Here is a 25,036-nt window from a genome sequence, read left to right on the forward strand (position 1 = left end):
AGGGAAGCGTCTCAGCCGACGAAGATACCTCTTCGGCGCGCGATATCGGGTTCCAATCAAGAGTTTCCGGGATTACGATCGCGTACGACAATTCGCCAAGCGGCTAAGGCTGATCGACCTGGGGGTCTGCGGCAAATGTCATCTTACGGCGGGATAATAACGAGTAGCCGACCATCCTCAAGACACTGCCCTGACCGGCAGGGCCTGCGGTTGCTTTGCCTGACGGCGAACCACTCTGCGCCTGCCCGGCGAGATCGCGGGCGCCATGCGCGGGCGGACGATCGACGATGAATTCGAAAGACGATCCTTTCGGACCGGCGGGCAAGACCGTCATTCGCGCCACGCCACGGCGCGAGCGAAAACCGGCGGGGATCCCACAGGAGCCTGCCGAGGATGGCGGACAACCCTCGCAGGTCAAGGAATCGACTGTGTTCGATCCCGGCGTCGGCCGGCATACACCGCCGGGCTGGACATCCGGGACCGTAACTTATCAGGGGTCTCCTCCCGTGGCGGCGGGAGGCGGCGCTTCCGCTGCGAAGCCGGCGCCGGATCTGACACAGGAGATCCTGCTCAATGTCACCGACAGTGTCCGATATTCCGCGGCAAACCCGATCCTTGCCGCGGCCGCACCATTGCTGATGCTGTTCGGCCAGTTCAGGCTTGTCCCTGTCGCGAGACAGGCGGGGCCACTGGCCGAACATGTCACTGAGACGATCGACAAGTTTGACAGGGCACTGGAGAAATCTGGTGTTGCCGAAGAGGATGCGCGGATTGCGAAATTTGTCCTTTGCGAGACAGCCGACGATCTCATCGGTAACTTGCCCTGGCCACGCAAAGGCGCCTGGGTGCAGCACAGCATGTTGTCGCGGTTCTTCCACGTCGAGCCCAACGGCACGGGCTTTTTCGAAGCGCTGAACAAGGTCCTGGCCAGCCCGGGGGCACACTGCGATCTGCTCGAACTGATGCATGTCTGCCTGTCGCTGGGGTACGAGGGGCAGTATCGAGGCCTGACACGCGAAGATACCAGTCTCGAGCGCGTTCGGCGCGACGTTTACGAAACGCTTCGCTATTTCAAGCCTCGCGCGGACGAGGACATCTCGCCTCGCTGGCAGGGCCTGGCGGCGACGATGTCTCAATCGTCTACACGCCTGCCGCTCTGGGTCGTTGCGGCGGCGGCAACGGCGCTGCTGACAGCGGCGTTTTTCGCACTACGGGTTTTCATCACCAATGAAGGCGACGCCGCCGCCGGCGAATTGCTGGCGCTCGATCCATCGACGCCGATCGCCATCGAGCGTGCCAGCGTGGCGCCGTTGGCGGAACCGGTGAAAGTCGTCCCAACTCCCGCCACAACCACGCAGATCAATCGCATCCGCTCGGCATTGGCCAAGGAAGTCGGAGCCGGCGGCCTGACCGTCGGCACGAAGGGCGACTTCATCGTGGTGGAAATCAACAATCTCCTGCTGTTCCAGTCAGGCAAAGCGGATGCGAAACCAGAGTTCCAGCCCATAGCCGCCGATATCGCAGCCGCCCTGGAACCCGAGCGCGGACCGATCAGAATCGTCGGCCACACGGACAATGTGAAGCCACGAAAATCGAGCCCGTTCAAGTCCAACTTCGACCTGTCCGTCGCCAGGGCGAAGGCCGTCGAAACGATGATGGCGCCGAAGTTCAGCGATCCCTCGCGACTGACCGTCGACGGCAAGGGCGAGGACGAGCCAATCGCCGACAATGCGACGCCTGAAGGCCGCGCCAGGAACCGCCGTGTCGATGTGATGATCGCCAAGGAGGACAGGTTGTGAGCACGGCCGGTTGGAAGCGCCGATGACGCATTGGCTGCTGCGGATATTCAGCATGATCGCGCTGGCCGGTTTTTCGGCGGCAGTGTGGGTTGCCGGACCTTTGGTCCGCTTCGCCGACAGCCGTCCTCTCGGGCCTGCGGGGCTGCGCGCGACAATCATCGGCGTGATCGTGGCGGCCTTGGCGCTCTTCTATGGATTGCGTTTCTGGCGGATGCGCAAGGCGCAACGGGCGCTGGAGACGGCCGTTGCCCGCGACGACGACAGGGATGACGATTCGTGGGTGCTCGAGACGCGAATGAACGAGGCGATCGCCGCGCTCAAACGGTCGAGCGGCAAGCGCAACTTCCTCTATGAACTCCCTTGGTACATCATCATCGGTCCGCCCGGCGCAGGCAAGACAACGGCACTGGTCAATTCGGGCCTGAATTTTCCGCTGGCCGGTTCGGGTGATGCCCAGCCGGTCGCAGGCGTTGGCGGAACACGCGCCTGCGACTGGTGGTTTACCGACCAGGCCGTGCTGATCGACACTGCCGGGCGCTACACGACGCAGGAGTCCAATCCTCAGAGCGACAGCAAGAGCTGGCTCGCTTTCCTGTCGCTGCTCAAGAAATACCGCACACGGCAACCGATAAACGGCGTCATCCTGGCAATCAGCCTTGCTGATCTCATCGGCCTCGACGATCGGCAGCTTGACGCTCACGTCGTCGAGATACGCAGTCGTCTGCGGGAAATCCACGAGACGCTGAAAATCCAGTTTCCGGTGTACCTCCTGTTCACCAAGGCCGACCTGGTTTCCGGGTTCATGGCTTACTTCGGCGGTTTTGACGAGTCCCGCCGGCGCAAGGTCTGGGGCGCTACATTCCAGACCGTCGATCGCACCAAGAATATGGCGGCCGAGGCTCCGGGCGAACTCGATGCACTGGCAAGACGCCTGGTCGAGGAGATGCCCGACCGCCTTCAGGAAGAAGCTGACCCGGCCGCGCGCATATCGGTCTTTGGTTTTCCGGCGCAGTTCGGCGCGTTGAAGGGCCGAATTACGAATTTCATCGCCAGCCTGTTCGACCCGATCCGCAGCCAGGTGAATGTCAGTCTGCGTGGGCTCTATTTCTCTTCAGGCACGCAAGAGGGATCGCCGATCGATCAGGTGTTGGGGGCGATCGGCCGCAGCTTCGGCAGCTGTTCCCGCGCCCATCTGTCGGGAAGCGGCAAAAGCTTCTTTTTGCATGATCTGCTGACGGGCGTCATTTTTGCCGAATCCGGATGGGTTTCGTACGACAAATCGGCTGCAAGGCGTGTGGCCATCGCCCAATTTGCAGGACTTGGCGCCATCGCGTTGATCGCCGCGGCGGTGCTCGGCACGCTGGCCCTGAGCTTCACCGCCAACAGGTCGCTGATCGCCTCCACCACTCAGGCCATGGGCCAGTATCGCGCGACGGCGGATACGCTGCTCAAAAGCACCGAGGTCACCGATGTCGACCTCGAAAACGTCATTGGCCCGCTCGACCAGCTGCGCAATCTGCCGGCTGGATACGAGACCAGTGACGTGCCGACACCGATCGGGGAGACGTTCGGCCTCAGCCAGCGGGAGAGACTTCTTTCGGCATCCAAGACGGCTTACCGGCAAGCGCTCGAACGAATGTTCCGATCGCGCCTGCTGATCCAGGCCGAGCGGACGATCCAGGCCAGGATGGCTGATCCCGCCGCGCTCTATGAACCGTTGAAGATCTACCTGATGCTTGGTGGCAAGGCGCCGAAGGTCGACGACGCGTTGATCGTTTCCTGGATGAAACAGGATTGGGAACAGAACCGATATCCCGGCGAAAACAACCGCGAAGGACGCGAGCAGCTCGAAAAGCACCTGCGCGCCATGCTTTCATTGGATGATGCCTACGATCCGGTTTTCGAACTCAACCAGCCGCTCGTCGAAGCCGCCCAACGGTCGCTCGGGCGCATGAGCCTTGCCGACCGCGCCTCCGCATTGGTCAAATCCGCGGTATACGCGGCAGCGCTGGATGATTTTTCCGTTTCGCTGAAAAGCGGCCCGGAAGCGGAGCTGCTGTTCGAGCGTGTCGATGGCGGCGATCTGTCAGGCCTTCGTGTTCCCGGCCTCTATACCTATGCCGGCTTCAACACCTTCTATCTCGGGCAACTCTCGCACATTGCCCAGACGCTCGTCGACGACCGGTGGGTCCTCGGTGGTGGCGGCGAGCAAGGCGGCATCGATCAGGAGTTGTCCAGGCTCGGCCCCGAACTTCTCGATCGCTATGGGAAGGGGTTCGCAACGGCCTGGAACAGCGTTCTCGACGGCTTGAAGTTCAAAGCGATGCTGAAGGACAAGCCGCACTATATCGCGCTTTCCGCCGTCGCCTCGCCAACCTCGCCGATCGAACAGCTGTTTACGGCGATCGCCGACGAAACAGCTCTGACGCGGGACGCTGCGTCTGGCAAAGGCACAGGCACCGGGGTTGAAGGCGGCGCGGTTCAAGCCCAGCCACAGGACGTCGCGACCATGGCCAAGGGTCTGGCTCGCATCGGCATTCAAATCGCCACCGGAAAATCGCTAAGCCGTGCCCGCACAGGATCCGCAGACGCGGAAAACCAGAATCCCGGGGCCAACATCGAAGCACAATTCAAGTCGTTCCAGGCCCTGGTGAGCGGTCCTGCCGGACACCGCCCGATCGATGCCTTGACCCAGATTTTCCGCGATATCTACCAGAGCCTGCAACTGGCGACCGACGTTCCCTCCCAGACCGAACGCGTCAACGCAAATCTGCAGCTCCAGATAGCCACCCTTCGCGCCAATGTCTCGCGACTGCCCAAGCAACTAGGCCGGATGGTCAAGGCGACGGCGGACGAGTTTGAAGGCAACGTCACCGAGACCTCGGTGGCGAATTTGAACCAGATGCTCGACCAGACGGTCACACAGCCCTGCGAGGCCGCGGTCAACGGCCGTTATCCTTTCGCCGGCAATGCCACCGAGGACATTGCGATGGCGGATTTCGCCAAATTGTTCGCTCCGGGCGGGCTGATGGACCGGTTCTTCGCACAGAACCTCGCATCGCTGATCGACATGACCAGTCAGAACTGGAGCTGGAAACAGGATGTACGCTTCGGGCGCGACCTGTCGAAGTCGACGCTGAAAAACTTCCAGCTGGCGGCCGAAATCCGCAACGCCTTTTTTCCCCAGGGCGGTTCGGTGCCCTCGGTCAGCGTGACCTTCACGCCGTTCTCACTGCATGGCGACGCCGATGCGGCGGTGCTCGATGTCGACGGCCAGACCGTCCAGAGCAACCAGGGGGGCAGCGCGCCAAGCACCGTGACCTGGCCGAGCGGCACGGCCTCCGGGTTCGCCAGCCTGAGCCTGACGCCGGAAATGCCAGGCCGCGAATCCACCATCAAGTTCGAAGGGCCGTGGGCGCTGAAGCGGCTGCTGGACAAGGCGAGCGTCACCGGCAGCGACAGCAATGTCGAAGCGCGCTTCGTGATCGGCGGGCGCGACGTCACCTATACGATCCAGACTGGTTCCGGCCCCAGCCCATTCTTCCTTTCCGCACTTTCCGGATTCAGTTGCCCGAAGGCGTTTTGAGATGGGATTCGCGCTTTTCAATGTGGTGACACCCGGCATGCTCAGCCGCACAGACCTTAATTTCGATACTCTAATGTTCGTGCCTGTGGCAAAGTGGCTCGAGCGGGCGCCCGGCGGGGCGCCGTCGAGGGCGCTTGAGAAGCGCTTGGTGGCAAATTGAACGATGTCGCCCTTCCCTTTGAAAGTTTCGGCGTGAGCCACAAGGGCTGTGTGCGTGAGCACAATGAGGACAACTATCTGCTCGAGCCACGAACCGGCCTTTGGGCGGTGGCTGACGGAATGGGCGGGCATGAGGCCGGAGAGGTCGCCTCAGCCAGCATTGTCGACCATCTGGCCACGATCGGCATCGCAAGCTCCGCGCCGGATCTACGGGCGCGCTTCGAGGACCGGCTGAGCCGCGCCAATGCCGAGATCCGCGGCATATCGGAGTCTCGCGGCATAACCATCGGTTCCACGGTCGCCGCCCTGTTGGCGATGGACGGGCGGTTTGCCTGCCTGTGGGCGGGCGACAGCCGTATCTATCTGATCCGCAACGCCTCGATCTCGCAGATTTCGAAAGACCACACCGAAGTGCAGGAACTCCTCGATCGAGGCATGATCAGTGCGACCGAGGCACTCACCTGGCCACGCCGCAATGTCATCACGCATGCGGTGGGCGTCAGCGATGAATTCGTCGTCGATTTCCAACAAGGCGAACTGATGCCGGGGGACATTTTTGTACTGAGCACCGATGGGCTGACGGCGCATGTTACCGACGCGGAGATCGAGGCCGCTGTCGTATCGGCGACACCCCAGGCGGCGTGCCAAAATCTGCTGGAAACGGTGCTGGCACGGGGCGGAACGGACAATGTCACCATCGTGCTGGTGAAGATCAAAAAAGGGCGCAACGGACAATCGCTCCACCCTGATTGGTCCAGAGCGGAGGGCGAAGGCCGATGAGCGCCGACGACAAGACGCGAATATTGCCGCAGGTGGCCAATACCGCCGTAGGCACGCAACTCAGCGGCATCTATGAACTTGACGAGCGGATCGCGTTCGGCGGCATGGGCGAGGTCTACCGTGGCCACAATATCCAGACCGGAGACCACGTCGCGATCAAGATCGTCCTGCCCGAGTTTGCCCGTGACCAGACGATCCTGTCCTTGTTCCGCAAGGAGGCCTCGATCCTCAACCATTTGTCGCATGACGCGGTCGTGCGATACCACGTCTTCACCATCGATCCCGGGATAGGCCGTCCCTACCTTGCCATGGAATTCGTCGACGGCGAGTCGTTGTACGACATCATGCGACGGGGCCCGATGCCGACGGGAGAGGTGCGCAAGCTCTGCCATCGCCTCGCATCCGGCCTGAGCGCGGTCCATCAAGCGGGAGCAATCCATCGCGACCTCTCGCCGGACAACGTCATCCTGCCAGGGGGCCGGGTCGACGGCGCGAAGATCATCGATTTCGGCATAGCGCGATCAGCGGCCGTAGGCGGGGAGACGCTGATCGGCGGGAAATTCGCGGGAAAGTACAACTACGTTTCGCCCGAACAGCTCGGGCTGTACAGCGGCGACGTCAGTGAACAGTCCGACATCTACAGCCTTGGGCTGGTGCTGGCTGCCGCTCTGCGCGGGAAACCGATCGACATGAGCGGATCGCAGTTCGAGATCATCGAAAAGCGCCGGGCCGTGCCTGATCTCTCGGGCATCGACGACGATTTTCGTGGTATTGTTGAAGCCATGCTGCAACCGGATCCGCGAGACCGGCCGGTCAGCATGGCTGATATCGCCAGGATGACGCGTGGCGAAGACGAAGGAACAACGCCGCCGACTTCCATCACACCCCGCAACCGCCCGGCTGTCCCACCAGCCGGGCAAACCCTTGCTCCTGATCCCAAGGGCCGGCCCCAGCCATCCGATGTCATGGAATACAACGCGCCGACGGCAACGGGTCCGGACGAGCAGCGCTTCGTCCCGCATGTCCGGCCCGCGCATTTGTCCGAACCGCGGCCTTTTCCGGTCGCCGGCCCGCCACGCGCGGTCACGGCGGATATGCCCAAGAAATCCACAACGACCCGAACCATCGCGATCGCTGGCTTGGCGACGCTGGCTATTGCCTCAGGCGCGGGCCTGTATCTGAGCGGCTTCATGACGCCGGCGACGTCGACTGCCGGCAAGACATCGCTTTCCCCGCTCGAACCATCAAAGCCCGTACCGGAAACGCCAAAGCCGACCTCCACGGAAAAAGCCGCGAACGCCCCTAAGCCGGCAAAGCCAGTTCCGCCCGCGCAGCCGGAGGCTGGCGTGCCGCCGGCTGGAAGCCAGGCAGATGCCAAGGCGGTGCAGACGCCGGAGCCGGCGACGCCCACCGCTAAAAGCGAGGAACCCCCGAAATCATTGGCAACGGACGCGCAGCAGCCGTCCGAAAAGACACCGCAAGCCCAGCCAGAGGTTGTAGAGAGCCCAAAGCCCGAACCAGAGATCAGCCAGCCGGCAACGCCCGAGGTGGCAGCCCCGGCGGCCAAACCCGATGCAAGCCAGACGGATGTCGCGAACGCCGAGAGCCAAAAGACGGCGCCACCGGCGGCCAAACAGCCGGACCAACCAGTCGTCGCGTTGAACGTGCCCAAACCGGCGGTTCCCCCGGCCGTCGACGACATCGCACAACGTGTCTCCTGGGTTCGCGACTTCGGCGGCGGCGACTGTTTCTATGCGGCCATGAATTCGTCAACCGATACGTCCGCCGCTATCGAAGGATTTGGAACGGCGGTTCAGCCATTTGAGCGGATGCTAAGCGATTTCCAGGCCAAATTCCATGTCGAGCCGGACATCAGCGTCCGTCTCATTGAGCCGAGCCAATGCGAAGTCACCAATTTTCTGCGCTTTCTGGGGCAGACCGCGGCTGACAAGCCGCAGCTTGTTCTCGACCGGACATCGGTGCCAAGCGGTACGCCGATCAGCGGCACGCTGGCAACGCATGGCGGGCTCATTTCCAGCGTGCTGCTGATCGATCACAAGGGCATGGTGTTCAATCTCGACGACCGCATCGTCGCACAATCGGACAAGGCTACCTTCAGCATCCCGATTGGCCTCGGCGCCGCCGACAAGGCCACTGGCAAGGCTGTGCCTCAGATCATAATGGTGATCACCGGCCCGCAGGACATTCAGGCGGCTGCGTTCTCCACGCCGACGCCAGCCTCGGTGCTGCTCCCAAAGATTCTTGAGGAAATCGAGACCGACGGATCTCAGTTCTCAGCCACTGCCAAGTATTTCCGGCTCGGCGGATAGCATGGGCGCCCGATGGAAAGCTGCTCGTGTTTGCCCCACTCGTCTGCCGACCTGCCCATAAAGCAGCGTGATCCGGTTCGAGCCGTGCTTGCCCTGACAGGACGCATGAAGCTCGCGGTGATCTCGGGTGCCGCTTTGCTGGCCGTGCTGTCATCCGGCGAGGCGCGCGCCGAATTCACGGTCTGCAATCAGACACTCGACGTCGTCAATCTCGCGGTCGGACAGATGATTGACAATGCGGACCAGACCGACGGCTGGTGGACCATCGGCGCAAATCAATGCGTGAACGTCATCCGCGAGGAGCTGACGAACCGCTATATTTACATCTATGCAACGGACGTGTTTGGCCATGCGATCCTCACCGGATCGACCGGAATGTGTATCGAGCGGCGGCGTTTCTCGATCCGCGGTATCGACGAATGCTGGCAGCGCGGCCATATCGCAGCGCAATTTCTCGAAGTGGATACGCTTGAACAGGTGCGGTGGACGTTTTTCCTGACCGGAAACGGCCCGTGACGCACAGTATCGACACGAGCTTCAAGCAGAAGAAGCAGGCACGCCTTGCGCGTCGCAGACGCAAGCTCTGGCGCCGGCTGCTTGCCGGTCTGGCGGCAATCGTCGTGCTGTCTATCGCCGTGGGCTTCTACCTCACCGCGGACTATTGGTCGTTCGGCGACGAAGACGAAGAACTTCACGCGGTCGAAGGGGTGGATGACGTGCCGGCCGATGCATCGGTCTATGTGCCTGCCATCATTGACCTTGCCGGGGACCCGATGTGGATTACCCTTGCCCCCGACGCCGACACCACGTCGAAAGGCCATGCGATCGCGAGGCCGACGGATCTCGATCAGGCCGGCGTTTCTCCGCAGATCGAAATCCTGTCGGATGTGATGCTCAGCGCCAGCGAAAAATTCATGACGACGATACCATCGACGCAGGAGGACTTCGCATTCTTCCAGGCACAGCGGCAGACCACCCCCCCGCCGTCCAACGATCTGCAGGACGATGTTCAGCCACCGGTGGGGGACCTGCAAAACGATCTTCAGCCCGTGCCTGCCCCCAACGAGGCTCCGGCTGCCGCGGGACAGCAGATAGGCACCGACGATCCCGAAGCCGGCTGGGGTGAAACAATCGATGCCGGCGAGGCAGCCCTGCCCGCATTCCATCAGACACAGATCGAAAACAACACAAGTGTCGCCACCGTCGCGAGCGAGTATCAGCGGTTCGAGGCGACCGAAGACACGTTCGTGAAAATCCTCAACGACCGTAGCCTGGACAGCGTCGCGCTCGATGCCCATTTCTCGGCCGAAGACGCCAAGCTGGCAGGCGAAGCCCTGAAGGCGCTTTTCAACCGGGAAGGCCTGGAACCGGGTTATGTCGTCGCCATGCGCGGTTTCAGGCCGACGCGCGAGACGACGACAATGTCGCTCATGCAGGTGTCGATCTACGCCAAGAACGTCTTTGTCGGCACGTTGACGCGCAACGCCGCGGGCGCATTCGTATCGGGTGTCGATCCCTGGGTCCGCGAAGATCTGTTCAACTATTCGGGCGCACCGGAGGAGGGCACGCACAAACGGCAGTATCGCCTGCTCGATGCAATCTACTCGACGGCGGCGCGCAACAAAGTTCCTACCAGCGTGATCGGCGAAGCGATCATGTACCTGTCGAGAGGACAGGATCTGGACGCCTTCGCCAGCGAGGACCAGCGCCTTGTCCTGATCTATTCGCAAACGCCGCGCGGCAAGAGCGAAACCGACGGACGCGTGCTGTATGTCGGTGTGCAGGGTACTGAAAAGAGCCTCGAGTGCTTCGTCTTCCAGCAGAGCGACGGTCAGTTTGCGTGCGTTACCGGCGATGATCAGGTTCGTTCGCTGACGGTCACCAACGGCATGGTCACGCCGGTCAACGGGGTGATGACGTCGACTTTCGGTCCGCGCAAGCACCCAATTCTGGGCGTGGTCCGTATCCACAAGGGCGTCGATTGGGCGGCTCCTGTGGGCACGCCGATCGCAGCCGCCTTCGACGGCGAGATCACCTTCCAGGGCGACGGCGGCGGTTACGGCAACCTGGTGAAGATCGCGCATCCCAACGGACGCGAGACGCGCTACGCGCATATGCAAAAATTCGCAATCGCAGGCGGTGTCGGCACAAAGGTGAAGGCCGGTGACATCATTGGCTATATCGGCACCACCGGTCTGTCGACCGGGCCGCATCTGCATTTCGAACTCTATCAGAATGGCGAGGCGATCGACCCGCTGGGGACGGTCACCACGGTCGCCACCTATGATACCGGCAATTCCGGCAATTCCGGCGATGTCGCTGTCGAAACGCTGACCGAGCGTATCGTTCATGTCGAAAGTGGCGGCAGCGCCCGCGCCAAGAACCCGAATTCTTCGGCGACCGGCGCCGGCCAGTTCATAACGAAGACCTGGATCCGGATGATGAACACCTACCGCCCTGAGCTTGCACGAACGCTGTCGACCGCCGACCTGCTCGCTCTGCGCTACGACGCCACGATCTCGCGCGAGATGGTGCGAAATCTGGCGCGGGAAGGCGAAGCCTATCTTCGGGCACGCGGCCATCAAATCACAGCCGGCCGGCTCTATCTCTGCCATTTCCTGGGCATGGAAGGCGCGCATCAGGTGCTGTCGGCGTCGGGCTCGGCGCAATTGAGCGCCGTGCTCGGGTCCGCCGTCATTCAAGCCAACCCCTTTCTCACGGGCAAGACCGCCGGCTATGTCGTGGATTGGGCAGAAAGGAAAATGGGCCAGAAGCTTGCTCGCGTGGCGACTGACGCCAGCCAGCAGACAACCAGCACAACGGAAATCCGCCAGACGTCGCCTGAGTTCGAAAAATACAAACAAGCCGTCACGGCCGTCATAAGCTCGATTCAGAATACGCTTTGAACCTGCCTGTCACGGCATTGATCGCTCAGAATATTGGCGCCACAACAGCCACCTTTTTTCAGGCCCTTTGTGAACCAAAACTAAGGTCAAGACCACATACGCTCGAGAGCCATCCTTTGGCACAAGCGACCCAGTCGCTGACTAAATTGAGCATGCGCAGACATCAACAGTGCACCCTGATGGGTAGAGGGCTGGTCCATGAAAGTGTTCACGGTCTTTCTAAGCGGGATTATCCTGGTTTTCCTTGCCGCTCTCGGCGCCCAGGCTGCTGCGCCTGATGCCAAGCGCGTCGCGCTGGTGATCGGCAACAGCAACTATGTCCATGCGGTTGCCTTGCCCAACCCCGCCAACGATGCCCACCTCATCGCATCGACGCTGCGCAATGCCGGTTTCGAGGTGATCGAAGGGGTCGACCAGGACAATGCAGACATGCACAGCCTCATCAGCCGGTTTACCGAGCAATCCTACGATGCGGACGTCGCGGTCATTTTCTATGCCGGTCACGGCATGCAGGTCGACGGCAAGAACTACCTGATACCGGTCGACGCCGAATTGACGTCGCCGGCCTATCTCAAGACCCGTACCATTCAGATCGACGACTTCATGGCTGCGCTGCCGCCCGATCCGGCGATTGGCGTCATCATCCTCGATGCCTGCCGCGACAATCCGCTAGCAAGGACGCTGGCGGCCTCGCTGCCGAAAAGCCGCTCTACCTCGCTGGGCACAGGTCTGGCGCCGGTCGAAGCAATGTCGAACGGTGTCGGCACCGGCGGCCTCCTGATTGCCTATGCAACGGATCCGGGCGCCATCGCCTTCGACGGCAACGGGGTCGACAGTCCTTACTCAACTGCGCTCGCCAGGCATCTGACTGAACCCGGCGTCGAAATCCAGAGCGCGCTGACGCGCGTGCGCGGCGAAGTGACCGAAACCACGCAAGGTCGCCAGAGGTCCTGGCACAACGCATCGCTGGGACGCGAGGTTTTCCTGGGAAAACCAATCGCGGCAGCGGCACCTGCTGCAGATCCCGTGGCCCGCGCATCGAGCGGCGCAGCGACATCCTCTGCTGCCCCCGTTCCCAGTGATCCGCCTTCGTGGGAAGTCGAGCAACGTCTTTGGGATGAGGCTTCGAAGCACAATTCTGTTCCGTTCTACCAAGCCTATCTCGACCAGTTTCCGAACGGTCGCTTCGCCGCTGTGGCGCGACTGAACGTCGACGAATTGAACGACCAGAAAGCCCAAAACCGGCAGGTCGCGGCACTCGATACGGACGAGGCGAACGCCAGTTCCGGCTCGGCCGTGCGCACCTCGGTCGGCGTCCCGGAGGAGGTCAGGCAAACACCGGGCACCGAGTTGACGGAAGGTGCCATTGGCCTCGACCGTCAGGGTCGCATCGACCTGCAATTGCGCATCGAAGCGTTGGGCAACGAGCTTGGCCGCGTCGACGGAAACATGGGCCCACAGACCCGTCAGGCGATGGGCATCTGGCAAGCGGAGAACGGCCTGCCGCAGACCACCTATCTGACAGGCGAGCAACTGGCATTCCTCGTGATCCAGACAGATCCGATGATGGAAGCCGTGCGCGCCAGATATGCTGCCGATCAGGCCCGTGCGACGCAACCGAAAATGCAGGTGGCACAGAAGGTCCGCACGCAGAGACCGGTGGCGCAGAAACCTCGCAAACAACAGCAGGCCGTTCGGAAGTGGCGCAACCGCGAGATCATCGTGCGGCAGGATGATCCTCCGCCACGCGGATACAATAGCGACTTCCTCGCCAAAGCACTGATCTTCGGCGCCGGTGTGGCTGTGGGCGGCGTGCTCAAGAACTGACCGCTGGCAGCGTTACTGCGTCTTTATCCGCATTTCGACGCGGCGATTGATCGGATCGTAGGGATTGGGACTACGCGGGTTCTTTTCGCCCATGCCGATCGCGTTGATACGGGCAGCCTCGATACCGCTGGCCGTCAGGAAGGCAGCGACCGATTGCGCCCGCCGTTGCGACAGGCCTTCGTTGTAGTGCACCGTGCCGGTGGCGTCGGTGAAACCTTCGACGACGAAGTTGAACGTGCTCAGCCGGTTGTCCTTCAGCGCCTTGGCGAACTCGCCGAGTTCAGCGCGCGCAGTGGTGTCCAGTTCGGCGGAATCCAAGCCGAAATTGATCAGCATATCGAGGCTGGATTTTGCTGCCGGCGCGTCTTTCGCCTTGCTCTTGCTTTTGCACTCTTCGTCGGTGCCGATACAAATTCCTCGCGACTTGCCGAGGTCGGCCGCTCCAGTAAAAAACTTCACGATGTCTTCTGATTTCTGAACAGGGTCGGCGGAAGCGTGGGTCGAGAGAAACACGACCGCCAAAACAAAGGCTGAACTGCCCCACATAGCGGTTACTCCTGTTGAGCATCCGATTTCGATGGCATGATCATACCAAACTCCGGGGCAATTGTCTGTTGATAAACGCCGGGGATACGGCGGTGCCGGCAGTTGTTGCGGCGTTATCGGTAGAGACTTGACCCACGCCGCGCCTGGGGCTTGAGTGGTTAGAGCTTCTCGATGAAAGCGTGGCGGTCATGGCCAATGGGCTTCGATTTAAGACGGCACGGGATCTCTTCATGGCTTGTCCCGCTATTGCCCGGGAGATGAGGACGCTTCCAACCGAACAGCCATCGATCGCGTTTTGCCGCGGTCTCCTCGCCGGCCGCGTTCCCGAGGAGGCGATCACGTTCTGTGCCTACCTGCTCCCCGATCGGGCCGCGGTCTGGTGGGCGCATGAATGCTTGAGCCATCTGAGCGAGTTGCTCGATGGAACTGATCACGAATTGCTCGCCCATGTTCGCGACTGGGTCGGTGAACCGGACAGCCCCCGCCATCGCGCCGCAGTGAACCTGCCAGAGGCAACGCCGCCAGCAACGCCCGGCGCCTGGATTGCCCTGGCGGCGGGATGGCGTGACAATGGTTCTGTTGCTGGCGGATCTGTTGTAGGTGCAGAAACACCATCGGCCTTGCAGCCGTTTGCTGCCGCCCATGCAGTCAATGTTGGTGTTCTGGCCGGGCTGGCGCGTGTCGCACTCGCGGACCGCTTTGCCGTTCTTTCCGCGTTTGTCGAAATGGGTATCCAGATGGCCGAGATCGAGGCGCCACGCCATTCGGCGGATGCTTACTAGAACCTATCCCGAAAGAAATCGGGCGGATGCCATTATCGTCCTGCCTTACTTGCAGCCACCCTGAGCCCATTTGGCAAGCGCCACCTTGAAACGGGTTCCCAGTGGATGTTGCAGGCGCAAAACGGAGACATCGTTTGTGGCGAAATTTTTCGCCTGTTCGCACAGCCGTGCCTCGTCCCATTCATGGCAGCCGTCGCAGTGCTTGCCCTCCCATACCGACTTGTCCAATCCCTCCACCGGGCTGAACAGGGGCTTGCCCTTGATCAGCTGGGCGATGCTCTTGCCGTCGATTGCCGGATCGCCGAAATCGATCGGATGATCGAAAAAGATCGGGTCGTCCGAGGCCAGCCTGGGGATCTTCTGTCGCAGCACTTCGAGTGCAAGCTGATCGTCACCTTGGCCCGATGCGCTTGCAGCGCCAGTGTTGCCCGCGTCGGAGCCGCCTTCGGTTGGAGGTGCGCTCGCCTCGCCCACGATCAATGGCGCGTTGAGATCGACCTTGTGCAGAACGACCTCCGTTGTCAGCGAAACGTTGATCCAGGGGCGCTGCTTGCCGGCGGTTGCCTTGAGGACGTCGCTGGTGACCCTGTCCATGGCCCCGGTGATGGAGACGTTGGGTGCGCCGATATGCTTGAGGAGCGCCGACGTGAAAGGCGAATGTTCGCCCGACCCGTCATCGGCGAGTTGATTGGGACTGGCGGCGAAAGCGACGAGCGTGCCGGAGCCACGATCCTCTATCGGGATTTCGGCAAGGCCGCTGCTTGCGCCGTTGACACCTGCGGTCTTGGCCAGCACCTCGGCGAGGGGATTGTCGCGGCATGCGTCGAGAAACACCAGCCTTATGCTGGTCTCCCGCGACATCTGGCGTAGAACCAAATCAACCGGCACGGCCTCGAAGTCGAAGGAGGTTTCGTCTTCCAGTGCGGCGTCGACTGGAAGCAGGTAGTTCTTGCCCGCAACCTGCAAGCCGTGGCCGGCGTAGAAAAACAGCGCAATGTCGGCACCGCGCACCTGTTTTGCGAACTGGGCGATCATCGCCTGCGTCTGCGGCTTGGTCAGATCGAAGCCGGAAACCACCTCGAAGTCGAGCTTCTTCAAGCGTTCAGCCATGGCCTCAGCATCGCGCGCCGGATTGGCGAGCGGTGCTGCGTGCTGGTACTGGGAGTTGCCGAGGACCAGCGCGACGCGGCGCTCGGCACTGGCTGCCGTCAAAGTCAAAAGCAAGGCGAGCGCCGCAAACCCAGCAGCGCGAAAAAGGCCACCGCAACGGGCGATCAGATCGCACCCCACCGGAACCTCAGAGCTTGGTAGCGGAAAACTCGATCCGCCGATTGAGCGCCTTGTTCTTGGGCGTGTCGTTGGCGGCAACCGGCCGCTCCTCGCCATAGCCGGCGGCTCTGATCTGGTTGCGCGGAATGCCCGCGGCAACCAGGGCGTCGGCAACCGCCTGGGCGCGCCGCTCCGACAGTTGCTTGTTTGCGTCCGGCGATCCATCGGAATCGGTATAGCCGGAGACCTCGACCTTCAGGCTTGGGCATTTGCCGACAACACCTTCGACCTCCGTCAGCAACGGGCGGCTCTTCGCATCGAGCCGCGCGCTGGCCGGCCGGAAGTAAATGGCGCCGGTGCGTGAGAGCACGGCAAACCTGTTCAGGCATTCCTCATCGCTGAAGTTCGCCTTGGCGGCGTCGGTGGCAACAGGGCCCACATCGGCCGGAGTCGCTGCGGCGGTCTGGGTGGCGGCTGGCTTGCTGCCGTCGGCGGTGAAGACGAAATCGAACGACACCGACGCGGTGGGCACGATGTTGGTCACATTGGCCGCCTGCTGGAGTTTGTCGACGTTCGGCAGCAAGCCGAAATCTTCGACATGGACAGCGACAGGGGCCTCCGAAGCAACCGACACCATGGTGTCGCTGATCATGGTGACGACGATGCTGGCCTCGAGGTCCTTTTCGACGCCATGCAGATTGAGACGGAACGGCAAAGTTGCCTTCACCCTGCGCTTTGTCGCGAGATCGGCGAATGCGGCGGGGTCCACCTTCGCCGTCAGCTCGGCGGTCGGGTATTTGAATGTCTCGAAAAACAGGAAGCGCATGCGGACATTGCGCAGGTCGACGCCGGTATCGACCGAATTGAGGTCGAAGGTGACCTTGGCATCACCCGCCGAGCTGAGCGTGCCGGTGATGTTCCTGATCTTGTTTGTCTCGACGATCGTGTTCTTCTTCACCGACTGGTAGGTGATGACCGAAGCTGCGGGATCAAGCGTCCAGTTCGGCGCTGCGTTGGCGGCCTGCGATCCGAGCAGCAGCAAGCCGGAAAGCGCGACGACAAGGCCAAGACCTCGTGTGGCGGGGCCTTTCAGCCTCGTCTTCCACCAGAATGCGACGACTTCGAACATGGAATGCCCCTGCCCAGGACCGCTATCGACACCACACCTGGCAGGAGCATAGAGCACTTGCGACTGCTTGGCGAGCAACTCCCGGAAATCCCGAGGTAGTGCTCTGGGGAACCCAAGCCGTTGTCAAAACGGTGCAAAAATCAGTTCAGCAACAACCAGAACGCAGCCGTAGTTACTGCCAACCCTCTCGATGCCTGGTCAACCTCCCCAGCCGCCACCGCCGCTGCTGCCTCCGCCGCTCCCGCCGCCGCCACCACCACCTCCACTTGTGGCAGGGACGACCGGCAGGGGAACAGTGGTTTCCTCAACCGGCTTGACCACCTTCTTGGCGATGACCTTCTTCTGCTTGGTGATCTTTGGCGTGGTCGTCGTGCGAATGAGCTTCGGCCTGTGCTTGGTCGTCGTCACCGTCGGTTCGGCCTTGGGCGCAACGGACATGCAGCCCGTTAGTGCCGCCAGAGCGCTGGATAGAACTGTGGCGATCAATGCCTGCTTCACTGCCCTGCCCACCATTGCCTCCTCGTGGATCAAAACAAATCCCGACGCGGATTGGCTTGCTCCCAGACCGCTCTGGCCACGTCGACCAGTTGGTCGTCGAGCGAGCCCTTCGCCGGGGTCTTCGACTTGAGTTCGCCGCGCAATTGCATGAGCGCGGCCGTTTTCGTCTTCACTGCGAACTTCGTTAGCGTCGTCTGAGCGCCCGGCAATTCCTTGCGAAGATCAAGCGCGACCGCGAAGGCCAGATAACGTACCGCTCTCGTCTGGTCCGCATTGGCGCCCTTCTGCATTTCGAGCGCTGCGCGGTCATATGCACCGGACTGATCGCCGCGTGCCGTTGCCAACTCGAACAGTCTTTGCGCTTCGTCGAGGTTTTGCTCGACACCAACGCCATCCCGGTACATGCGCGCAAGGCTCGCCGGAGCGTAGGGCTGGCCTAGATCCATGGCCTTCTGGAATAGCCCTTGCGCCTGCCTCGGATCCTTCTCGACGCCCACACCGGCTAGGTAGTTACGGCCGAGCAGGTTCATCGAATACATGTCCTGCCGCTCGACGCCTGCCTTCAAGAAGGCAATGGCGCGGGCAGGATCGGCGGGCATGCCGTTGCGCCCTTCCGTGAAGATCGCGGCGAGATCGTTCATGGCATAGGTATGCCCCATCGCCGCCCCCTTGAGCAGCAGGTCCAGACCCTTGCCGGTGTCGCGTTCGACCCCATAACCATTGAACAAGGCACGTCCCCATGACGTCATCCCGTAAGGATCGCCCTTGTCGGAGGCCGCCGCATAGAAGGTGTTGGCCTGCTTGCGGTCGGTGGGCATTCCCGTTCCCGTTGCGTTGAGGTAGCCGAGTTCGAACACGGCGCGGAAATGGCCCCTGTCGGCCGCCTCCTGAATGGCTTTCTTCGCCTGATCGACCTTGCCAGCCGCCAGCAGCGCTCGGCCCAGTTCGTAGCGGAAGCGGGCGACATCGGGATAGGCCTTCACCGCCGCCTCGCAGGCCTTCTCGGCCTCGGCGCCGATTTCATTCGGCAGCAGGCCGGGGACAACGCCCTGCAGATCAAGAGGTTCTCCGGCAGCCTGGTCGCAAGGATCGACGCTTGGCGACAGCTTCATCGTGGCCGGCTTGGCGGAAGTGCTGTCGGCCCGGATTTCGAAGCCGACCTCGACCGGTTCAGCGGCACCGATCTGGGGTTCATAGCGCAAATTATCGACCTCATCCGCCATCAGGCTCGACTCTGGCGACAAGGCACGATCCGGCAGGGACAGCGTTCCCGTTGCCGGATAGCTCGCGAGTTTCAGACTGACCGCGGGATCCTTGGTCGGGAAGTCCAGCTTCAGCGGAACCGGGCCGACACCGACCGGAACGCTGATCTCACGGTTCTCGATCGCCTCGGCGGCACCGGTGATGTGGATGCCTCGCTCCAGCACCTGCTGTTTCTGCTCGGTCTCGAGCGAGGCCACAATCTGTTCGCCCTCGGCGCCCAGGCCGCTTTTGACACGGAACACCATGATGCCCTGGGCTTCGCCGCCCCAATTGTCATGCGTGGCGTAGGCCAGCATGTCGACCTCTTCCGTCCCACCGGCCCCCTTGGGCACATCCAGCTTCAGGCGCGGCAGGTCCTTGCCCTGGATCTGTTCGCCGACCGCCACTGCCTTGCCGTCCAGCAGCAGGCGCCCAAGTGCCGGCGGCCTTTCGATGCTGACGGTGATTGATCCGCCATCGACATCGACCGGTTCCGGCAAGTCCAGCGCAACCGGCCCGACACCCGACGGCACAACCTTCTCCAGAACCGGCGGCAGCGAAGGCCGGCTGGCGCGGCGCATCAGCACAACTTCGTCGATGAGCGACGAGTTTTCCCAGGGAACCTGCTTGCCGTCGGTGGCCTCGACCACATCGCGCCGCACCGCGGCCATGACCGTGCGTATCTCTTGATTCGGCGCCAGCGCCCGACGCGAAAATGCGGATGAAAACGGGCTGAGGTCTCCCGCTCCGTCATAAGCCACCGCGCCTGGCTCGGTGGCAAAGGCAATCAGCGTGTTCAGCGAGCTTTTGACCTGCGCAAGGCCGGTGTTGCCTGCCGTGATCAGTTGGTCCCTCAGCCAATAATCCTTGCGCGGAAACGGATTGTTGCGGCAGGCATCGAGGATGATCACCTGGATCTTCGATTTGGCGCGCAATTGCTGGAGGACATCGTCCAGCTTGACCGCCTGGACCTCTATGTCGGCCGCATTCTTCAGCGAAGCATCGACAGGGATCAGGAAATTCTCGCCGCCGATCTGAAAGCCGTGACCTGAATAGTAGACGACGGACAGATCGGCGCCGTCCGCCGCCGCGAGATAGTTACGGAACTGTGCCTCGAACTGCAGCTTTGTGAGATCCTTGGCGACGAACACTTCGAAACCAGCCAACCGAAACGTCTTGGATACATCGTCGGCATCCTTGTCAGGATTCTTGAGAGCGGGGATTTCGCGGTACTGAGAATTGCCGATCACAAGGGCGACCCTGCGATCGGCCGACGCATCGAAGGTCGTAAGGGCCGCTGCAAGGAAGACCGCGATCAATCCGCAAAGTCGGAGCATGGCAACTGTTTCAACCGCCGCAACCTGATGACCACAAGCCCCCAGGTTGCGGTACCAAGGTTCGTTAGAGAGCTCACAATCTGCCGAGACGGGAACAGAGAGAAAACCGTCTCGACAGCAGGCACTTTCCCCATCCGATTGGGGTCTAAGTTACCTCAGAGCCGAACCATCCGCAATGAGTGTCAAAGTGCACCGGCGTGGCTGTCTAGATCCGACGCACGCCGCCAGGTTTCAATCCAGCGACGGGTGCGCACAATGCTATCCATCGGCTCCCACGGTCGACGGGAAGCGGCCCATCCAAGCCCTTCCGGTTCGATTTTCTTCGCCATGAATCCTGGCGGTTCCGACAATGATCGTCGCGTTGTCGCAAAGAGCTTTTTGCTATCAATCTCTTCGCGTCGCGTTCCGAGCGCGCCCAACTTCTATTGTGATACAACTTCGCCAAAGGTAAAACGTCACATTAATTCAATTAGTTACTGGAACTGATGGTACCGTCGGCGGGATCAGTCAGCCGGTCAACTAACTGCGTTGTTACGTTTTTCCTTCCTGCCGGATCGTTTGTATCACAATGCGTATCACAAGTAGGTAGCACGATCTCGGCCGCGGATATTCCGCCGGCGCCACGGACAGACGGCAACCCTGCATCGGCGTACGAGGCTGCGCAATTTTTTGCAAAAGCAGGAACATAGCTGCATCGCCCAAGTTAAATACCAACGGCATTGGACCACGGATTCATTTTCGCATTTTCCAGGCTGCCAGAATGCTCCGGGATTCTTTGATGCTCGAACGAATGGGCAGGACAATGTATCGCTGTCAGCATTTGCTATCAGCCTTTGGTCTGGTGTTGTTGACGAGTGGCCTGTTCCCACAGGGCGGCCAGGCCATGGCACAGGCGCCCTGCCCGACCGACCACGATAAGCTGCTCGCCGCCCTCAAGGCCAATGTGAAAGCAAGCGGCGGACCTGCCAACGGAGGCTTTGAGACCAACGAATGGGCCGCTGTCGTTGCCCGCGATGGCGCCGTGTGCGCGATCGCTTTCAGCGGTCCCACCGCAGATTCGCAATGGCCAGGCAGCCGCCTCGTCGCCGCGGAGAAGGCCAATACGGCCAACGGACTCAGCCTGGCGCAAATGGCCCTATCGACGGCCAATCTCTACGCGGGGGCGCAGCCGGGTGGGCCGCTTTTCGGCTTGCAGGAGACCAACCCGGTTAACCAGGCCGCAGCCTATGCGGGCGATCCCAAAACCTTCGGAAGCGCCAGCGATCCCCTCATCGGCAAGCCGATCGGAGGCGTCGTTGTGTTTGGCGGCGGGCTTGCCCTCTATGACGGCAAGAACATCGTCGGAGGCCTCGGGGTCTCCGGAGATTCCTCGTGCGCCGATCACAATGTCGCCTGGCGTGTTCGCGCGGCGCTTGGCCTCGACAAGGTTCCCGCCGGAGTCAATCCCAATCGCAAGGACGCCATCGTCTACGATGTCGAACCCGGCGGCAAAAGCGCCTCGGGCTGGGGCCATCCGCTTTGCGCCGGCACCGAGGCCGATATAGCGACGGAGCTCGGCGCCGGCGTGGGAGGCTCGATCCACAAATGAAAGGCATGCTGCACCCGGCACCAGCGCGCGTTGACGCAGGACAAGGCGCCCGCGCATTGGCGATCTGGAATTCTTTTCGCACGGGCATACTCTCGGTGATGCTGCTGGCATGCGGCCCATTTCTGAGCGGTGCCTCGGAGCCCCCATCGGCGGCGGCTATTGCCCCGCCCGCCGCCGCGGCGCCACCCGATGACGGGCAATGGACAATGCCGGCCAAGAATTACGCGTCGACCCGCTTCAGCGAACTGACCGAGATCAACGAAGGCAACGTCAAGAACCTGCAGGTCGCCTTCACCTTCTCGACCGGCGTGAACAAGGGCCAGGAAGCAGCGCCGCTGGTCGTCGGCAACAACATGTACGTCGTCACGCCCTTTCCCAACATCGTCTACGCGCTCGACCTTTCCAAGCCCGGCGCGCCGATGAAGTGGAAGTACGAGCCCAACCCCGAGCCGGCGGCACAAGGGGTGGCCTGCTGCGATGTCGTCAACCGCGGAGCGGCCTTCGCCAACGGACGCATCTTCTTCAACACGCTGGACGGCCACACGATCGCGCTCGATGCCTATACGGGCAAGCCGATCTGGAACGCTCATATTGGAAACATCAACATTGGCGAGACCATCACCATGGCTCCGCTGGTGGTGAAGGGCAAAGTTCTGGTCGGCAATTCCGGGGGCGAAATGGGCGTCCGCGGCTGGGTCAAGGCGCTGGATGCCGGAGACGGGCATGTTATCTGGACGGCTTATGGCACTGGACCCGACAAGGATGTGCTGATTGGCCCGGACTTCAAGCCCCACTACGACATGGATAAGGGCACAGACCTTGGCGTGACGACATGGCCGCCGGAAGCCTGGAAGATCGGCGGCGGCAATATGTGGGGCTGGATCTCCTATGATCCGGACTTGAACTTGATCTTCCACGGCACAGGCAATCCAGGACCTTGGAATCCGGATTTGCGGCCAGGCGACAACAAATGGACGTCCGGTATTTTCGCGCGTGACGCCGATACCGGAGCGGCGAAGTGGTTCTATCAGTGGAGCCCGCATGACCTCCATGACTATGACGGCATCAACGAGCAGATCCTTCTGGACATGACCTGGCAAGGCAAGCCGCGCAAGGTCCTTGTCCGACCGGAACGCAACGGCTACCTCTATATCCTCGATCGGACCACTGGAGAGGTGCTTTCGGCCACAGCCTATGGCCCGGTCAATTCCAGCAAAGGCGTCGATCTGAAGACCGGCCGCCTGATTGCAAACCCCGACAAGAGAACCGGCACCGGCAAGGTGGTCCGAGACATTTGCCCGACAGCGTCCGGCCTCAAGGACTGGCAGCCATCGGCGTTTTCGCCGAGGACCGGCCTGCTCTACATCCCCCACAACAATCTCTGCATGGATGAAGAAGGCGTCGAGGTAAACTACATCGCAGGCACGCCCTATGTCGGCATGAACGTACGCATGATCCCCGGGCCGGGCGGCAATCGTGGTGCCTTCACCGCCTGGGATGTTGCCGCCGCCAAGCCGGCCTGGGTCCTGAAGGAGAACTTTCCGGTGTGGAGCGGCACCGTCGTCACTGCCGGCGATGTCGTCTTTTACGGCACCATGGAAGGCTGGTTCAAGGCGATCAGCGCCAGGACTGGCGATCTGCTTTGGCAGTTCAAGACATCGTCCGGCATCATCGGCCAGCCAATAACCTATCGCGGCCCCGATGGGCACCAGTATGTCGCAATTCTGTCAGGCGTCGGTGGCTGGGCCGGCGCCATCGTTTCGGGCGACTTAGACCCACGCGATGCCACTGCGGCACTTGGCTTCGTCAACGCGATGAAGGATCTAAAGAACGCTACCACGGCGGGAGGCACGCTTTATGTGTTCCGGCTGCCTTGATGGATTGAACTTGACCGTACGTCCGGCGCGAAAGGCGTTCCAACGGGTGGCGATCGGCATGGCCGGGCTCGCCTTGTTGCTCTTGCCGGCTGTTGCCAACGCACGTGAATTGAGAGTGTGCGCCGACCCGAACAACATGCCGTTTTCCAACGCGGCCGGTCAAGGCTTCGAGAACAGGATCGCGAAAATTGTCGCCACTGATCTCGGCGCCAAGCTGACGTATACCTGGTGGGCGCAACGCCGTGGCTTCATCCGCAACACGCTGAAGGCAGGCCTTTGCGATCTCGTGCCCGGCACGCCTGCCAATCTCGAAATGCTGCGCACCACCACTCCTTACTATCGTTCGTCCTATGTCTTCGTGACCCGCCAGGACGGCCCGGACGTGACGTCCTTCAACGACCCGCGGTTGCAAGAATTGCGCATCGGTGTTCAGCTCATCGGCGACGATGGCGCCAACTCACCGCCTGTCCAGGCGCTTGGCCGCCGCGGCATCGTCGGGCACCTCATCGGCTACCCCGTCTATGGCGACTACTCCGCTCCCAACCCTCCAGCGCGCATTGTCGAAGCTGTCGCGAACGGCGAGATCGATCTTGCCGTGGTCTGGGGTCCGCTCGCCGGCTATTTCGCCCAGAGGCAAAAGGTGCCGCTCCGGATCACGCCGGTCACGCCGCGCATCGACGGGCCGCAACTGCCGCTAATGTACGACATCTCAATGGGTGTGCGACGCGAGGACAGTGCGCTGCGTGGCGATGTGAATAGCGCGCTTGCCCGACACAAGGCCGAGATCGACGCGGTTCTGGCGCAATACGGCGTACCGCGTCTGGACATGGCCGGGAGACCGGCGCGATGAGGAAGGCTCTGGCGATGTTGCTGCCCTTGACGCTGGCCTTGGTCGCCTGCCAGCGCGAGGAGCGCGACACGCGACCGCAATCGGCGCTCGGCTCAGGTGAGCAGCCGACGCCTGTGACCACGTTGGAGCCGGGCGGAAAGCGACCCTCCCCCACCGACAACAAGGCGGCGAGCTTCGAGGCCAACGCCTTCCACATGAGCGAGGGCAAACGCCTGTTCGGCTGGTTCAACTGCTCGGGCTGCCATGCCAATGGCGGTGGCGGTATGGGCCCGGCGCTCATGGACGAGAAGTGGCTCTACGGCAACTCGATCGAAAGCATCCACGCCACGATCCGCGACGGCAGGCCCAACGGGATGCCAAGCTTCGGCCAGAAGATACCTGACGACCAGATATGGGAGTTGGCGGCCTTCGTGCGCGCACTGGGAGGCAACGCGCCCTCCTCCGCCGCGCCGCAACGCAATGACGACATGATGGTGCATCCCTCGGAAAACCGCCTGCCGGATGCCGCGACACTGGGCAAATCACCGTGAA

At 61.8% G+C, this 25,036-nt stretch carries 17 protein-coding genes; 12 read left to right on the top strand and 5 right to left on the bottom strand.

All coding sequences use genetic code 11. From position 1 onward, the window contains the following. The first annotated feature begins 287 nt into the window (after positions 1 to 287). From tssL to LB519_RS24670, 7 genes are all read left to right on the top strand, one after another. The gene (gene tssL / locus LB519_RS24640) at positions 288 to 1,799 is read left to right on the top strand and encodes a type VI secretion system protein TssL, long form (protein WP_224621393.1); all 1,512 of its coding nucleotides are present in this window, start codon (positions 288 to 290) and stop codon (positions 1,797 to 1,799) included. A gap of 22 nt (positions 1,800 to 1,821) precedes the next feature. After that, positions 1,822 to 5,385 (top strand): type VI secretion system membrane subunit TssM, encoded by a 3,564-nt coding sequence (gene tssM, locus LB519_RS24645; protein WP_224621394.1) that lies wholly within the window; start codon positions 1,822 to 1,824, stop codon positions 5,383 to 5,385. A gap of 156 nt (positions 5,386 to 5,541) precedes the next feature. Then, the gene (locus LB519_RS24650; RefSeq protein WP_224621395.1) at positions 5,542 to 6,324 is read left to right on the top strand and encodes a PP2C family protein-serine/threonine phosphatase; all 783 of its coding nucleotides are present in this window, start codon (positions 5,542 to 5,544) and stop codon (positions 6,322 to 6,324) included. Then, on the top strand, positions 6,321 to 8,654 hold the full coding sequence (locus LB519_RS24655) for a serine/threonine-protein kinase (RefSeq protein ID WP_224621396.1): 2,334 nt from the start codon (positions 6,321 to 6,323) through the stop codon (positions 8,652 to 8,654). Before LB519_RS24650 ends, LB519_RS24655 begins: the two co-directional genes overlap by 4 nt. 105 nt (positions 8,655 to 8,759) lie before the next feature. Further along, positions 8,760 to 9,170 carry a DUF1036 domain-containing protein gene (locus LB519_RS24660; protein WP_224621397.1) on the top strand — a complete coding sequence of 137 codons (411 nt, stop codon included), beginning with the start codon at positions 8,760 to 8,762 and terminating at the stop codon, positions 9,168 to 9,170. Further along, entirely contained in the window at positions 9,167 to 11,560 is a 2,394-nt protein-coding gene (locus tag LB519_RS24665) for a M23 family metallopeptidase (protein ID WP_224621398.1), read from the top strand. The genes LB519_RS24660 and LB519_RS24665 overlap by 4 nt, the downstream gene beginning before the upstream one ends. Positions 11,561 to 11,758: 198 nt before the next feature. After that, positions 11,759 to 13,387 (top strand): caspase family protein, encoded by a 1,629-nt coding sequence (locus LB519_RS24670; protein ID WP_224621399.1) that lies wholly within the window; start codon positions 11,759 to 11,761, stop codon positions 13,385 to 13,387. A gap of 12 nt (positions 13,388 to 13,399) precedes the next feature. Here LB519_RS24670 and LB519_RS24675 read toward each other — a convergent pair whose 3' ends face one another. Then, a complete protein-coding gene (locus LB519_RS24675) occupies positions 13,400 to 13,933 on the bottom strand; it encodes an OmpA family protein (protein WP_224621400.1) in 534 nt (177 codons plus the stop codon). A gap of 188 nt (positions 13,934 to 14,121) precedes the next feature. Between LB519_RS24675 and LB519_RS24680 the strand changes: the two genes are divergently transcribed. Then, positions 14,122 to 14,715, top strand: a complete 594-nt coding sequence (locus LB519_RS24680) for a DUF6931 family protein (protein WP_224621401.1) — start codon at positions 14,122 to 14,124, stop codon at positions 14,713 to 14,715. Between the two features lie 45 nt (positions 14,716 to 14,760). Here the strand turns inward: LB519_RS24680 and LB519_RS24685 are convergent, their stop codons facing one another. The 4 genes from LB519_RS24685 to LB519_RS24700 form a co-directional block, all read right to left on the bottom strand. After that, positions 14,761 to 15,939, bottom strand: coding sequence for a caspase domain-containing protein (locus LB519_RS24685; RefSeq protein ID WP_224621402.1), 1,179 nt, complete (start codon positions 15,937 to 15,939; stop codon positions 14,761 to 14,763). Positions 15,940 to 16,012: 73 nt separating this feature from the next. Continuing rightward, entirely contained in the window at positions 16,013 to 17,113 is a 1,101-nt protein-coding gene (locus tag LB519_RS24690; RefSeq protein WP_224621403.1) for an OmpA family protein, read from the bottom strand. 198 nt (positions 17,114 to 17,311) lie between these two features. Beyond that, positions 17,312 to 17,626 carry a hypothetical protein gene (locus LB519_RS24695; protein ID WP_224621404.1) on the bottom strand — a complete coding sequence of 105 codons (315 nt, stop codon included), beginning with the start codon at positions 17,624 to 17,626 and terminating at the stop codon, positions 17,312 to 17,314. A gap of 14 nt (positions 17,627 to 17,640) precedes the next feature. Further along, positions 17,641 to 20,190: a caspase family protein gene (locus LB519_RS24700; protein WP_224621405.1), complete on the bottom strand. Its 2,550-nt coding sequence runs from the start codon at positions 20,188 to 20,190 to the stop codon at positions 17,641 to 17,643. Positions 20,191 to 20,968: 778 nt separating this feature from the next. Here LB519_RS24700 and LB519_RS24705 point away from each other — a divergent pair. The 4 genes from LB519_RS24705 to LB519_RS24720 are packed head-to-tail and all read left to right on the top strand — an operon-like array spanning position 20,969 to position 25,035. Beyond that, positions 20,969 to 21,778: a heme-binding protein gene (locus LB519_RS24705; protein ID WP_224621406.1), complete on the top strand. Its 810-nt coding sequence runs from the start codon at positions 20,969 to 20,971 to the stop codon at positions 21,776 to 21,778. Continuing rightward, positions 21,775 to 23,655 carry a methanol/ethanol family PQQ-dependent dehydrogenase gene (locus LB519_RS24710; RefSeq protein WP_224621407.1) on the top strand — a complete coding sequence of 627 codons (1,881 nt, stop codon included), beginning with the start codon at positions 21,775 to 21,777 and terminating at the stop codon, positions 23,653 to 23,655. The genes LB519_RS24705 and LB519_RS24710 overlap by 4 nt, the downstream gene beginning before the upstream one ends. Then, a complete protein-coding gene (locus LB519_RS24715) occupies positions 23,636 to 24,505 on the top strand; it encodes a substrate-binding domain-containing protein (RefSeq protein ID WP_224621408.1) in 870 nt (289 codons plus the stop codon). The genes LB519_RS24710 and LB519_RS24715 overlap by 20 nt, the downstream gene beginning before the upstream one ends. Beyond that, positions 24,502 to 25,035 (top strand): c-type cytochrome, encoded by a 534-nt coding sequence (locus tag LB519_RS24720; RefSeq protein WP_224621409.1) that lies wholly within the window; start codon positions 24,502 to 24,504, stop codon positions 25,033 to 25,035. Before LB519_RS24715 ends, LB519_RS24720 begins: the two co-directional genes overlap by 4 nt. Position 25,036: the final 1 nt, after the last annotated feature.

The organism is Mesorhizobium sp. AD1-1 (assembly GCF_020164655.1).
Lineage (GTDB): Bacteria > Pseudomonadota > Alphaproteobacteria > Rhizobiales > Rhizobiaceae > Mesorhizobium > Mesorhizobium ciceri.

Coding starts and splice junctions, on each gene's coding strand:
- tssL (WP_224621393.1), top strand. CDS start 288: ATGAATTCGAAAGACGATCCTTTCGGACCGGCGGGCAAGACCGTCATT.
- tssM (WP_224621394.1), top strand. CDS start 1,822: ATGACGCATTGGCTGCTGCGGATATTCAGCATGATCGCGCTGGCCGGT.
- LB519_RS24655 (WP_224621396.1), top strand. CDS start 6,321: ATGAGCGCCGACGACAAGACGCGAATATTGCCGCAGGTGGCCAATACC.
- LB519_RS24660 (WP_224621397.1), top strand. CDS start 8,760: ATGAAGCTCGCGGTGATCTCGGGTGCCGCTTTGCTGGCCGTGCTGTCA.
- LB519_RS24670 (WP_224621399.1), top strand. CDS start 11,759: ATGAAAGTGTTCACGGTCTTTCTAAGCGGGATTATCCTGGTTTTCCTT.
- LB519_RS24675 (WP_224621400.1), bottom strand. CDS start 13,933: ATGTGGGGCAGTTCAGCCTTTGTTTTGGCGGTCGTGTTTCTCTCGACC.
- LB519_RS24680 (WP_224621401.1), top strand. CDS start 14,122: ATGGCCAATGGGCTTCGATTTAAGACGGCACGGGATCTCTTCATGGCT.
- LB519_RS24690 (WP_224621403.1), bottom strand. CDS start 17,113: ATGTTCGAAGTCGTCGCATTCTGGTGGAAGACGAGGCTGAAAGGCCCC.
- LB519_RS24695 (WP_224621404.1), bottom strand. CDS start 17,626: ATGGTGGGCAGGGCAGTGAAGCAGGCATTGATCGCCACAGTTCTATCC.
- LB519_RS24700 (WP_224621405.1), bottom strand. CDS start 20,190: ATGCTCCGACTTTGCGGATTGATCGCGGTCTTCCTTGCAGCGGCCCTT.
- LB519_RS24705 (WP_224621406.1), top strand. CDS start 20,969: ATGCTCGAACGAATGGGCAGGACAATGTATCGCTGTCAGCATTTGCTA.
- LB519_RS24710 (WP_224621407.1), top strand. CDS start 21,775: ATGAAAGGCATGCTGCACCCGGCACCAGCGCGCGTTGACGCAGGACAA.
- LB519_RS24715 (WP_224621408.1), top strand. CDS start 23,636: ATGTGTTCCGGCTGCCTTGATGGATTGAACTTGACCGTACGTCCGGCG.
- LB519_RS24720 (WP_224621409.1), top strand. CDS start 24,502: ATGAGGAAGGCTCTGGCGATGTTGCTGCCCTTGACGCTGGCCTTGGTC.